This window comes from Sporichthya polymorpha DSM 43042 (assembly GCF_000384115.1).
In the GTDB taxonomy this organism is placed as follows: Bacteria; Actinomycetota; Actinomycetes; order Sporichthyales; family Sporichthyaceae; genus Sporichthya; species Sporichthya polymorpha.
Map to the genome: position 1 here is coordinate 2,024,846 of NZ_KB913029.1, position 12,612 is coordinate 2,037,457.

Genomic DNA, 12,612 nt, shown 5'->3' on the forward strand with positions numbered 1-12,612 from the left:
AGGACTGGCTCACAAGGGGACCTGCTGTGAACCTCAACCGATCCCGAGTCGCCGTGGCCGGCGCGCTCTCGGCTGCCCTGCTGGTCGGCATGCCGGTGGCCACCGCGGCCGGCGCCGCCGCGGTCCAGGACGCCGGCCAGCTGCTGGACGACCCGCCTCCGGCCGACGGGACGCCCGAGGGAGCCGAGCGGCCCGCGCTCGCCACGCTCGAACTGTTCGATGCGCAGGAGGAGGAGCAAACTCTCCCAGACCTCGCGGAGACGCAGATCCCGCCGGGCAAGGAGGACATTGATCGTCCGGGCCTCGTGGTCGAGTCGACGGTCAACCAGATCGGCGACCCTCTGACCGACCCCCAGCGGACCTTGGATCTCTCGCGGGAACGCGCCCCTGAAGCGGGGGACGCGACCGGGGACCGCGCGGGCGAGGACACCGGCGAGGACACCGGCGAGGACGCCCCCACCTCGGACGGTCCGACGCAGGGCGAGGTGCCGGGCGAACAGGACGCGACCCAGGGCGCGCCGACCGGCGACCTCGACGAGACGCAGGCGTCACGGAATCGGGACGAGCGGGCTCAGGCCACCGCGGACTCGGCGCGGAACGACGCCGCCGCAGCCCCCCGTGCGGTGGAGACGACGGCGGTCGATCCCACCCGGACCGCGGTCACCGGTGAAGCGGCGGAGCGGTCGAGCGCCATGGCCCTCGCGGGCTCCACGATCGGTGGAGTCCTGCCGACCGGTCCCATGCCGAAGGCCGGGGCGGCCGCGATCGGGCTGCTCCAGACCGGGCTCGGACTGATCGGACTCGGCGGTCTGCTCATCGCCGGTACCGGTCGTCATCGGCGGATGTCCGAGTCCCGCGCACAGACCAACACGCTCGGAATCTGACGGTCCGTAAGGTCTCGGGAGGCGACTGATGAGTGAGGTCACTGCCGACCTGGACGGCATCCGCCAGCTGGGCGACCTGTTGCACCGGCAGTCCCAACACGTGGCCGCGATGGCGAATTTCCTGCAGGAACATTGCTCCGCGGCCGGTGCCTTCGACGGTGTGCTCCTGCTGCTTCGTCCCACCTATTCCAAAGCGTTCGGTTACGCGACCGAAGGGCTGGAAGTCAGCCGGGACGCCAACCAGATGCTGGCCGAGCGTTGCGAGAAGACCGCTGAGAACTACGAAAAGGCTGACAACGACAACTACATCGCGTTCGCGCGGCTGGCCAGTGCCTACCAGATGACGGTCAGCCCTTACCGAACCGCCGGGAGCGGCCTCGACAAGGTTCCGCCGGGCGGTCCGTTCGCCCCGCCGGAGAAGAGCGCTCCCGGCGGCGGCCTGTGGGAGAAGGTCGACAAGCTCAGCGAGACGATGACCGGCGCCATAACTCCGGTGACCGGCCCGGCGGACTCAGTGGTCGACGCGTACGAGTCCTGGGTGAAACCGACGACGGACGCGTGGGGCAAGGTCAGCGCCAAGACGGTCGAATGGAACGGGGAGCCTGTGCTCGCCGACCGCTTGGAGCGGATGCACAACCGGTTGGAGGGCCCTGACGGCACCCGCTTCGTGCCCGACGAGCCGGTCGGGTTCGACAAATGGCACGGCGCGCAGGATGAGCGGTTGAAGGCCGCGGAGAAGTTCGTCGACCCGACCAAGGCGCTGAAGAAGGACCTCGTCGACAAGGCCTCGGAACGGCTCGAACTGGGCGGCAACTACATCGACAACGCCGCCACGCAGCACCGCCTGGCGGAGGGCATGGCGTGGACGAACAACGCGGTGGACACGTACTCCACCGCGAAGTCGATCGCGGAAGACCCGACCCTCGGTGCGCGCGGACTTCTCGACGAAGCGCACGAAGCCTTCGACGCCATCCAGGACGTCGGCCGGTACGCCGGCATCGCCAACGACGAGGTCGACGACTCAGTTGCTCGCGAGCTGAGGGAGTCACGGTGATCACGGAGACGTACGACCCGGTCTCGGTGCTTACCCCGCCGGCTCCGGTCGACAACGGCGAGTACGTGGCCAACCTGCAGAAGGCCGCCGGTTTCGTCATCGGAAAGTTCGATTGGGGATGCCAGAAGTTCTTCGGCGTCAGTGTGCTGGAACAGGCCGTCAAACCACTGGCCGGTGATTGGACGCAGTTGGAGTTCGCGGCACGGGGATACGACCGCCTGGCGCTCGCACTCGAAGCCACCGCGATCAATTTGCACGACGGCGCGGAACAGCTCTTCACCGTGTGGACCGGCGAGGCGGCGACGAACGCACGAGAGATGCTCCTCGACTTCGAAGAGCACCACCGCACGCAGGCTCAGGGCTGCACGATCCTCGCCGAACAGCTGCGGCATGTCGTCGAGGTGTCCCGGCTGGCGAGCGACACGCTCATGATTGGTCTGAGTGTCCTCAACGACATCGTGATGAGGAAGTTTGCCCAGGCTGCTTTCGTCGGCATCGGGTGGGGCGTCGCAGCGTTGACCGCTGTCCAAGACGCAGTGCGGTTCTGTAACCAACTCAATCGGATCATGAGAAGCATCCAACGGGTGATGCAGGTGATCCAACTGGTGCAGAGGGCCATCGCCGCCGTCCAGAAGATGGTCGGCAAGATCGGCATCCTCGGCTCGACCGTAGCCGGGACGTACATGGACGACACGTCGCGTGTGAAGTTCGGCGTTGGCTGAGGAGCATCAGATGACGACCCCTCAGAACGACCCAAGCTTGCAGGAACTGCTGACCCAGGTCAGGGAAGCGGTGAGCGAGGCGTCGGCCGAGATGCGGCAGTTCCAGGTGGAATTCGTCCAGGAGCAAGAGGCCGCTCGGCGCGAACGAGACGAAGCCGAGCAGGAGCGTGCCGAGAAGGCCCGGTCGGGGGAGCTGGGGCCCGAACAGCAACGGCTGCAGGAGCGGATCGACGCCGGGCAGACCAGTTGGGAGGCGGTCGTCTCGGGTGCGGACACCTCGCCGGAGGCGGCGGAGACGCGGACCCAGATCGACCAGGGCGCCGAGGCATTCACGAACGCGCTGGCGGAGTCGTTGGACAACGACCAGCTGGCGGGCCGCCCCGACCCGCGGGCCGAGATCCTCGAGACGTTCGCGCAGTTGCGCGCGGCCGTGGCCCAGATCGCTGCCGAGGACCAGGAGATGCGCCGTGGCCAGTAAGAAGGACCTCGTCGAGGCCTACGCCTACAACCGGCGCCGACTCGTCACGGCGTTCGTCTCCGGCGCGCCGGGTGGTCGCGAGGTGGAGCCCAACCGTCCGGGTGGGCCGATTGTCGCGGGCGTCGTGGTCGGTGCGCTCGTCATCGGCGCCGGTGCCCTCACCGGCGCCGTGAAGCCGACGGTCGAGGACGGTTGGGACGACAACAAGGTCGTGGTGGCCCGTGACACCGGCGCGCGCTATCTCGCGCAGAACGGCGTCGCGTATCCCGTCCGCAACACCGCCTCGGCGCGGCTGGTCATCCCGCCGGAGGACTTCGAGGTCGTCTTCGCGCCCGAGGACAAGATCGCCGAACTCCGCGCGGGCCCGACCATTGGCATCGAGGGCGCACCGGACGCCGTCCCGCGGGCCGAGGACCTCATCCAGTCCGGGTGGACCGGGTGCGCCATCGCCCGCACCACCAAGGCGGACGGAGGCGTCACGCCGGCGGGCTGGTCGCTGCAGATCAGCGAGACCCCGGCGGCGACCGCCGTCCCCGGCGACGCTCTCGTCGTGCGCTCGATCGCCGACGGCAAGCAGTTCCTCATCGCCGGCAGTGCGGCCGGGCACCGGCGCTTTCCGGTGTCGCAGCAGGCACGCGCCGCGCTCGGTCTGACGGCGGCGCCGCTGGACATGCCGGCGCAGTGGCTGAACCTCTTCAACGTTGGCTCGGACCTGAAGGCGCTCCCGGGGCCGGCCGGTCGTGCCGCACTGCCGGCGTCGGCGAAGCTGCCGGCGGGCACCGTGGACGGTGACCTGCTCCTGGTGAAGGACCGTCCCGAGCGGTACCTCGCGACGGCGGAGGGTGCCTTCCCGCTCACCGAGGTGCAGTACCGGCTCTACCAACTCGCGAACCCGGCGAAGCCGGTGGTGCTGCCGGTTGCGCCGGCCAAGCTCGCCGAGAACCTCCCGACCGTCCTGGCGTCGACCGCCGACTGGCCGCGTGACCTCCCGGCCCCGTACGCCCTCGACAACACCGCGGCCTGCGTGATCATGAGTGCGACCCCGCGTGGCGGTCCCGTCACGCAGCTCGCTGAGCCGATCCCGAACGTCTACCTCACGCCGCAACCCAACGGCGTCATCGAGGTCGACGCCGCCCACGGTGCGCTGGTCCGCAGCGGGACGGACAGCCCGGTCGTCCTCGTCGACTCGGTCGGCAAGGCGTACCCCCTGGGCAACCGCGGCGAGCAGACGCGGCTCGGTTACGGCGGGGTCCGTCCGACCTTCGTTCTCCCGGGCTGGATCGACGCGCTCGCCGATGGCGTCGTGCTCGACGTCGGCGTGATCGAGAAGCAGGCGGCGGCACCGGCCGACCCCGCGAAGTCCGCCGCCACCACGCGAACGGCAACGACACCCGCGGGTCGCCGTGCCGGCCGGCGGCGCTGAGGCGTGGTTGTGCGATCTGTGGGACAAAGGACGGCGGCGGGCCTCGCGCTCGGTCTTCTGCTCACGCCCGCCCTGCTGCTGCCCGCCGCGGCGGCGCCGTCCGCGGTCGCTGCGACCAGCGGAGGCTGCGACCCGGCGGCCCCGGTCCTGATCGACGTGCCGTCCGCCGCGTTGGCACAGGTCGACGGGGCGGCGGCGAACACCCGCGCCACCGGCAAAGGCGTCGTCGTGGCGGTGGTCGACTCCGGGGTGGACCAGGGCAATCCGCACCTGCGCGACGCCGTGCTGCCGGGCCGCTCGTTCATCGAGGGGGACAAGGACCCGCGCGGCTGGACCGACGGCTACGGCCACGGCACGGCGATCGCGGGCGTCGTCGCCGGCCGCCAGGTTCCGAACTCAGCTCTGGTCGGACTGGCGCCGGAGGCGAAGATCCTTCCCGTCCGGGTGTTCGTCGCGACCCAACCGGGGCCACAGGTGACGGCGGAGGACCTGCCGCGCCTCGATCGCATCGCCGCCGGGATCCGGTGGGCCGCGCAGCAGGGCGCCGACGTCATCAACGTGTCGATCAGCGCTCCGAAGGCGGACGCCGGCCTCACCTCGGCCGTCGCGTACGCGCGGCAACGTGGGTCCCTCGTCGTGGCGAGCGGCGGGAACCGGGTCGACCAGGGCGCGACGACCACCACGGAGCGGCTACCGGACGGCCCGCGCTACCCGGCCGCCCTGCCCGGCGTCCTGGGCGTCACGGCCGCCGACGGCCGCGGGGAGATCGGGACGGACTCCGTGCACGGCCGCCACATCGACGTGGTGGGTCCCGGCTCCAGCGTGCTCGCCCCTTTCTTCGGCGGTGACTGCGTGCTCGCTGCCGACGTCCCGTCGACGAGCTTCGCCACCGGCTTCGTCAGCGCCGCGGCCGCCTTGCTCAGCGAGCGTTTCCCTGACGAGTCGCCCGACGAGCTGGCCCAGCGCCTGACCGAGACGGCCACGCTGGCCGTGACCGGCGCCCGCACCGACGCGGCGGGCTGGGGTCTGATCCGGCCGACGGCGGCGCTCGCCCTGGTGCGCAGCGAGCCGCAGCCAACGGCGGCCCCGGCCGCGGAACTCGTCTCGGTCACCGAGGTGCAGGGGGTCTCGCTGGTGACCGCGGAGGTCGGTGCCGCGGACCCCCGCCAGGACGCCCGGGACGCGGCGGTCCTGTGGCTGCTCGCCGGCGCGGCCGGAGTCGGCCTGTTCCTCGTCCTCGGCCTGCTTGTCCGCGGGAGCCCGTTGAGCCGAACGGGTCGGCCCTGACAGGGCCAACCCGTTCGTCGTGGGGCGGAGGCTCCGGGATTTGAACCCGGGATGGGCTTGAGACCCAAACCGCATTAGCAGTGCGGCGCCATAGACCGGACTAGGCGAAGCCTCCCGACTGTTCCCCGGCTGGAGAACGTCGCAAGGTTACCGGTCGCTGGAAGTAACCGGCAAAGGTCCGGCCTGTCCGCGCGGGCTGGCGTCATGGATCAAGGTCGGCGTGGAAGGATGAGGATCCTCCCCGAGGTCACGTCCAGGGCCCCGGTGGATGTCCCGTGGGGACACGCGCGGACGCGGAGGTGGCATTTTCGTGGCAGGCCGGCCGAGTCGGAACACCGCTCTGCTCGCAACGATCCTGGACCACCTTCCCGATGCCCTGCTCCTCATCGACCCGGCGGGCGCGGTGGTCAACGCCAACGCCCGGGCGCTGGAGGTCTTCAAGGCGCCGGGGGCGACGCGGCCGCTGATCGGGCGCCTCGTGGTGGACGTCCTCCCCAACTTCGGCCCCGCCGCGGAGCGAGCCGGCAAGAGCCGGCACGCCGCGCCGTCCGGGGCCCGCGACACGCAGCGGATGACCGCCCGCGCCCTCGACGGCTCCACGTTCCCGGTGGACGTCTTCCGCGCCCTGGTCCCGTGGGCCGGGTCGCCCGATCACCTCCTTCTGGTTCTCCACGAGGCGACCAGCGCGCCGCTGGAGTCCGAGCTCGTCCGCACCAGCCAGCAGGCCCAGGCGATCCTCCGTGCGACCGAGGAGGCGATCTGCGGCGTCGACCTCAACGGCAAGGTCGTTCTCGCCAACCCCGCCGCCGGGCGACTGCTCGCCACCCGACTCGGGGACGTCGCCGGCAAGGAGCTCCCCGCCCTCGCCTGGCACACCAAGCTCGACGGGACGCCGTACCCGGCCGCGGAGACCCCCATCGGCCAGGTGCTCAGCACCGGCAAGCGGATCTCCCGCCAGCGCGAGGTCTTCTGGCGTTCGGACGGCGGCCCGGTTCCCGTCGAGGTCTCCGCGGTCCCGATCAAGGACGGGGAGACGACCGTCGGCGCCGTCGCGGCGATCACCGACGTCACCCGCTCCGTCGAGGAGGAGCGCCGCCGCAACCGGCTGCTCGCGATCCTCGACGACGAGATCCTCACGGCCCTGACCACCCTCGCCGAGTCCGACCTCACCGACCCCAAGACGGTCGCGGGCGAACTCGAGCGAATCCGGCAGATCGCCGCGGATGCCGTGGACTACGAGAACCTGATGGCCAATCAGGTGACCGTGGCCACCCGGCCCGGCGACGTCGCCCCGGTGCTCGAGACCGCCGTCGAGTCGATCTCCGCCCTCGCCGCCGAGCGCCAGGTGACCGTCAACCTCGCCACCGAGCCTGCGGCCGTGGCCAGCGACCCGCACCGCCTCAGCCTCGCCGTCGGCGAGCTGCTCCGCGCCGCCGTCGAGTCCAGCGCGCCGGGTGCCTCCGTCGCGCTCACCGTGGCCGCGGTCGGGGAGAAGGTCCGCATCGGCGTCCGCGAGAGCAAGGTCGCCGACGCCACCCAGGAGAACCCGCTGCTGCGCTGGCTCCGCCCGCACCGCGGCCGGCAGACCGGGCCCGACCCGGACCTCGCGTTCGTCCAGGTCGTCGTCGAGCGCCACGGCGGTCGCTTCCTGCTCGAGCCGTCCACGACCGGTGCCCGCGGCTACGTCGTCGAGCTGCCCTCGGTCACGGTCCCCGCGGCCCCGGCTCCCCTCGAGGAGCCCCCGGTCGAGGTCTCGTCGGTCGAGGTCCCCGTCGTCGAGGCTCTCGCGCTCGAGACACCGGCCGACATCCCCGCCCCCAGCGCGGAGATTCTCCAGCTCCGGGCCCAGACCAACGGCCCCACCCGCGAGGCCGGACCGGTCGGCTCCGTCATTCCGATGCCGACGCGCTCGCTGCGATCGGTCAGCGCCTCCGCCGAAACGCCGGCCGAGCCCGAGCCCCCGGCCGCCCCGCTCGGTGCGGACCCGGCCGTGCTCGTCTGGCCGGACGCCGCCGCCGGGCTCTCCGGCGCCCTGTCCGACCGCGGCGCCCCCGCCGCCGGCGTCTCCCGCGTCGCGCAGGTGGGCGAGCTGAACAACCCGGACGCGAGCGTGCTCCTGGTCGACCCGCTCGCGGGTCCGGTCAGCCGCAAAACCCTCGGCGAGCTCCGCGCCGCCGCGAACCGCGCCTCGCTGCCGCTCGTCGTCGTCGCCGGCCTGACCGAGGCCGCGCTCGAGGACTCCGGCGTCGTGCTCGAACCGCCGTCCCTGCTCAGCGCCCTGCGAGCCCCGGGCCGCTCCGGCGCCGCGCGCGTCCTCGTCGTCGAGCAGGACCCGGCCCTCGCGACCGCCCTCGGCGCGGGTCTGCTGAAGAAGGGCATGCAGGCCGTCTACGCGAAGAACTCCGACGAGGCCGTTCTGCGCGCCGCCGTCGGCCCGCCCGAGATGGTGCTGCTCGGCCTCGACACCGAGGCCGAGGGCAACCCCGGCATCCTCGACTGGCTCGTCAGCGCGAAGCTGCTCGTCGGCACCCCGGTGCTCGTCTACACCCTCGACGGGATGCCTCCGGGTTACGTCTCCCGCCTCGAGCGCGGTGCCTCCCTCGTCGGGATCGGCGCCCGCGGCGAGACACCCCGGACCGACGACCGCCTCGCGGACCTGCTCGTCCACATCGGGAGCCTCGCGCCCCGGCGTTGAGCACAACGTCCGAAGAAGTGGCCGCAATAGCAGCCACTTCTTCGGACGTCAGGGCCTCAGAAGGTCGTGACCGAGAGCTCGCCGTCGGCGTGCTTCTGGCGGAGGACCTTCTTGTCGAACTTGCCGACGCTGGTCTTGGGGACCTCCGGGACGATCGCCCAGTTCTCCGGGAGCTGCCACTTCGCGACCTTGTCGGCGAGGTAGTCGCGCAGCTCCTCGAAGGTGACCTCCTCGCCCGCGACGGGGACGACGGCCGCGAGCGGACGCTCGTCCCACTTCGGGTCCGGGATGCCGATGACCGCGGCCTCGGCCACCTTCGGGTGGCCCATGATCGCGTTCTCCAGGTCGACGGAGGAGATCCACTCGCCGCCGGACTTGATGACGTCCTTCGCCCGGTCGGTGAGGGTGATGTAGCCGTCGGGGCTGATCATCGCCACGTCGCCGGTGCGGAGCCAGCCGTCGCGGAACTTGTCCTGCTGGGCGTCCGGGTCGGGCATGTTCGGATTCTCGATGTACGCGCCGGCGATCCACGGACCGCGGACCTCGAGCTCGCCGACGGCCTTGCCGTCGTTCGGGAGCACCGTCCCGCTGTCGTCGACGATCCGGCCCTCGACCGCGCACGGCAGCAGACCCTGCGTGAGCCGGTAGGCCAGCGTCTCCTCCGGGCCGAGCCCGGCCGGCGGCCGCGCGACCGAGCCGAGCGGCGAGGTCTCGGTCATGCCCCACGCGTGCAGGACGCGGATGCCGTGCCGCTCCTCCAGGCCGGTCATCAGCGCCGGCGGGCAGGCCGAGCCGCCGATGGCGACGTCGCGGAGCGAGTCGACCTTGGGCGGCGGGTTCTGCGAGTCGAGGTAGGCGAGCATCGCGTTCCAGACCGTCGGGACCGCGCCGCCGACCGTCGGCTTCTCGCGCTCGATGAACGCCGCGAGCGGTTCGGGCTGCAGGAAGCGGTCCGGCATGTGCATGCTCGCGCCGGAGAACAGCGCCGCGTACGGCAGGCCCCACGCCATCGCGTGGAACATCGGGACGACGGCGAGGATCTTGTCGCTCGCGTTGATCCCGAACGCCATCGGCGTCAGCACGTACATGGAGTGCATGTAGATGGAGCGGTGCGAGTACGCGACGCCCTTGGGGTTACCGGTCGTGCCCGAGGTGTAACAGATCGCCGCGGCGTCGGTCTCGTCGACGCCGGCGCTCGCGGCTTCGAAGTCGAAGTCCGCCGACTGGGCGGCCAGCAGCTCGTCGTAGTCGTGGACCGCCGCGTGGCCGGTGAGCAGTGAGCGGTCGCCCTCGCCGTTGACGATGACGTGCTTGACCGTCTTCATCTGCGGCAGCTGCGGCGCGAACAGCGGGATCAGCGAGCCGTCGAGAATGACGGCCTGGTCCTCGGCGTGGTTCGCGATGTAGACGAGCTGCTCGGGGAACAGCCGGATGTTCAGCGTGTGGAGCACGGCACCCATCGACGGGATGGCCGCGTAGGCCTCCAGGTGCTCGTTGTTGTTCCACATGAACGTGCCGACGCGGGCGTCACCGGTGATGCCGAGCGACCGAAGGCCGTTGGCCAGCTGCGCTGACCGCGCCCCGACCTCGCCGTAGGTCCGTCGTCGCGTCGTCTCGCCGGTCCACGTGACGGTTTCCGACGACGAGTGGAAAGTCGACGCATAACGGACAATCTGGGAGATATTGAGCGGGTACTGCTGCATGGTGCTGCGCATGAGCCGGCCTTTCGGGCTGGGGGACCAGGGACCTCCTCAGGTGGCCGAATCCTTGCATTGACCTGCCACGTTGTCATCGCGAACTCCGATGACTGAATCTTGATCACCCCGGGTATTGCGCTCCGACGCGAGTCCGTTTCAATCGACTTAGTCAAAGGTGTCGGTCGGCTCAGCGTGGAGCCTGGACTTTTCTGTGGGGCTTTCGCGATGGGTGCGCACAGTGCTTCGGGTGGCGGTCGACGCCGCTCCGGTGTGCACCGGGAAGGCCCGGCACCCGAAAGTTCTCCACGGCGGGGTCGGCACGCGGCAGCCGCCCCGGTCGACCCCGTCGCTGAGACCCCCGTTGTCGAGTCCCTCGCCGCGACCGTCGAGTCCCTGGCCGCCGAGGCCGTCGCCGAGCAGAACTCCCTCGTCGACGCTCTGCTGAGTGAGGCACCCGACGTCGCGGCTGCGGTCCCGGCTGAGGTCCCGGCTGAGGTCCCGGCTGAGGTCCCGGCTGAGGTCCCGGCCCCCGTCCTCGACGACGTCATCGACCTGCCGCCGCGGGTCAGCCGCCGGCGGAAGCCGGTCCAGACCGTCGCCCGGGCGCTGCGCTGGACGATCGCCGGGACGCTGATCCCGGGTCTCGCGCACATCGCCGCCGGGCGCCGCCGGGTCGGCCTGGTCATGGCCGGGTCGTTCGCGACGCTGCTGGTGGCCGTCGCCTTCGTGCTCCTCGCCGTCCCGCGGACGCGGCTCGTCGAGCTCTCGGTCCAGCCGACCGAGCTCGAGCTGATGATCGCGCTGTTCTCCGCGCTCGGCCTGATCTGGGTCCTGGTCGTGCTCAGCTCCTGGTCGGTGCACCGACCTGAGCAGTTGCGCGCCGGCCAGCGCGCCTTCGCGACCGGGGTGGTGGCCGCGCTCTCCATCGGCGTCGCCGCGCCCTTCGCCATGGGCGCGCGCACGGCCTACGTCCAACTGGACCTGCTCAACACGATCTTCGACAACCCGACGACCCCGACGATGCAGCTCGCGATGCCCGCCCTGCCGGTCAAGCAGCCGCAGACCCCGCCGGGCTTCGGCCCGGCCACCGGGTTCTTCGCGAACAAGCCGCGCGTCAACGTCCTGCTGCTCGGCGGGGACGGCGGGGACAACCGCATCGGCGTCCGCACCGACACGATGATCCTGGCGAGCATCGACACCCAGACCGGGCGCACGGTCCTGACGTCGCTGCCGCGCAACCTGATGAAGGTTCAGTTCCCGCCCGGCACCGAGATGGCGCGCCGGTTCCCCAACGGCTTCAACGACATGATGAACGCCGTCTACCTCTACGCGTCCAACGACAAGTCGGTCATGCCGGGGACGAAGTACCCGGGCGGCGAGCTGATCAAGCAGACCTTCTCCTGGACCGTCGGGCAGCCCGTCGACTACTTCATCCTCGTCAACCTCGACGGGTTCCGGGACATCGTCGACGCGTTCGGCGGCGTGACGATCAACGTCGAGCGGCGTCTGCCGATCGGTGGCAGCCACGACGCGAACGGGCGGGTCCTGGAGCAGCCCCACAACTACCTGGAGCCGGGCCGGCGCAAGCTCAACGGCTACGAGGCGCTCTGGTACGGCCGCTCCCGGTTCGACTCCGACGACTACTCCCGGATGAACCGCCAGCGCTGCCTGCTCGGGGCGATCGCCCGCCAGGCCAGCCCGATGAACGTGCTCACGAACTTCTCCGAGCTCGCCGGGGCCGCGAAGCGGATCATCCTCACCGACATCCCGCGCCAGGCACTGCCCGACCTGCTGGAGCTCGCCGGCAAGGCCAAGAGCGCCCGCGTCACCAGCCTGACGTTCGTCCGCTCCTCGGCCTTCGACCCGGGGAACCCGGACTTCGCCTACATCCAGGAGCAGGTCCGCCTCGCGATCGCCGAGGCGACCCGGACCCGCCACGCCCTCGGCTCGGGCCCGGCGGCGACTCCGTCGGCCCCGGGCGCCGCGACCGGGACGCCGGCGACGGGGACCAAGGCGGGCACCAAGACCGGGACGAAGGCCGGGACCAAGACCGGGACCACGACGGCGGTGACGGGTGGCGCCACCCCGACCCCGACGCCGACCCCGACCTCGGCGGCGGCGTCGCTCGACAAGGTCTGCGGCTACTGATCTTCGACCGATCCGGTGCCTGATCGCGACCGAGTCGTTGCGGAGCGCAGCCGTGTCGGTCCGGGCATGAGAGCCCGAATCTGCTGGAAAATCAGGGCTATTCGCCCAATCCGACCCCCGAGGGTCAAGCCCTTTGAAAGCCGGGGCTGTCCGGCTTGACGGCTATGTCCCACGGGCCGACTCTGCTTAGGACCACCCCGATCCCCACCACGACACCAGCGCTG

At 71.1% G+C, this 12,612-nt stretch carries 9 protein-coding genes and 1 tRNA gene; 8 read left to right on the plus strand and 2 right to left on the minus strand.

Annotated features, from left to right (window positions below; all coding sequences use genetic code 11):
* Nucleotides 1-26 precede the first annotated feature (26 nt).
* From SPOPO_RS0110055 to SPOPO_RS28800, 6 genes are all read left to right on the plus strand, one after another.
* Complete coding sequence (locus SPOPO_RS0110055) at nt 27-884, plus strand: hypothetical protein (protein ID WP_028984659.1); 858 nt, start codon at nt 27-29, stop codon at nt 882-884.
* A 100-nt stretch (nt 885-984) separates the two neighbouring features.
* Nucleotides 985-1,938 carry a hypothetical protein gene (locus SPOPO_RS0110060; RefSeq protein WP_156869767.1) on the plus strand — a complete coding sequence of 318 codons (954 nt, stop codon included), beginning with the start codon at nt 985-987 and terminating at the stop codon, nt 1,936-1,938.
* Entirely contained in the window at nt 1,935-2,660 is a 726-nt protein-coding gene (locus SPOPO_RS0110065; protein WP_019874651.1) for a hypothetical protein, read from the plus strand. The genes SPOPO_RS0110060 and SPOPO_RS0110065 overlap by 4 nt, the downstream gene beginning before the upstream one ends.
* A gap of 10 nt (nt 2,661-2,670) precedes the next feature.
* A complete protein-coding gene (locus SPOPO_RS34790) occupies nt 2,671-3,138 on the plus strand; it encodes a hypothetical protein (protein WP_019874652.1) in 468 nt (155 codons plus the stop codon).
* Complete coding sequence (locus SPOPO_RS0110075) at nt 3,128-4,561, plus strand: type VII secretion protein EccB (protein WP_019874653.1); 1,434 nt, start codon at nt 3,128-3,130, stop codon at nt 4,559-4,561. Before SPOPO_RS34790 ends, SPOPO_RS0110075 begins: the two co-directional genes overlap by 11 nt.
* Nucleotides 4,562-4,579: 18 nt before the next feature.
* On the plus strand, nt 4,580-5,848 hold the full coding sequence (locus SPOPO_RS28800) for a S8 family serine peptidase (protein ID WP_019874654.1): 1,269 nt from the start codon (nt 4,580-4,582) through the stop codon (nt 5,846-5,848).
* 25 nt (nt 5,849-5,873) lie between these two features.
* On the opposite strand, the gene SPOPO_RS0110085 is transcribed toward SPOPO_RS28800, so the two are convergent.
* Nucleotides 5,874-5,963: transfer RNA gene (locus SPOPO_RS0110085), tRNA-Ser, on the minus strand.
* A gap of 195 nt (nt 5,964-6,158) precedes the next feature.
* Between SPOPO_RS0110085 and SPOPO_RS35870 the strand changes: the two genes are divergently transcribed.
* Complete coding sequence (locus SPOPO_RS35870) at nt 6,159-8,543, plus strand: PAS domain-containing protein (RefSeq protein WP_028984660.1); 2,385 nt, start codon at nt 6,159-6,161, stop codon at nt 8,541-8,543.
* 56 nt (nt 8,544-8,599) lie between these two features.
* Here the strand turns inward: SPOPO_RS35870 and SPOPO_RS0110095 are convergent, their stop codons facing one another.
* A complete protein-coding gene (locus SPOPO_RS0110095; RefSeq protein WP_019874655.1) occupies nt 8,600-10,258 on the minus strand; it encodes a long-chain fatty acid--CoA ligase in 1,659 nt (552 codons plus the stop codon).
* A 207-nt stretch (nt 10,259-10,465) separates the two neighbouring features.
* Here SPOPO_RS0110095 and SPOPO_RS28805 point away from each other — a divergent pair, with 207 nt between their 5' ends.
* Complete coding sequence (locus tag SPOPO_RS28805; protein WP_156869771.1) at nt 10,466-12,388, plus strand: LCP family protein; 1,923 nt, start codon at nt 10,466-10,468, stop codon at nt 12,386-12,388.
* Nucleotides 12,389-12,612 lie beyond the last annotated feature (224 nt).

What these genes read in the sequence shown, in the direction of transcription:
- SPOPO_RS34790 (WP_019874652.1), top strand. Translation starts at nt 2,671, where the DNA reads ATGACGACCCCTCAGAACGACCCAAGCTTGCAGGAACTGCTGACCCAG.
- SPOPO_RS0110095 (WP_019874655.1), bottom strand. Translation starts at nt 10,258, where the DNA reads ATGCGCAGCACCATGCAGCAGTACCCGCTCAATATCTCCCAGATTGTC.
- SPOPO_RS28805 (WP_156869771.1), top strand. Translation starts at nt 10,466, where the DNA reads ATGGGTGCGCACAGTGCTTCGGGTGGCGGTCGACGCCGCTCCGGTGTG.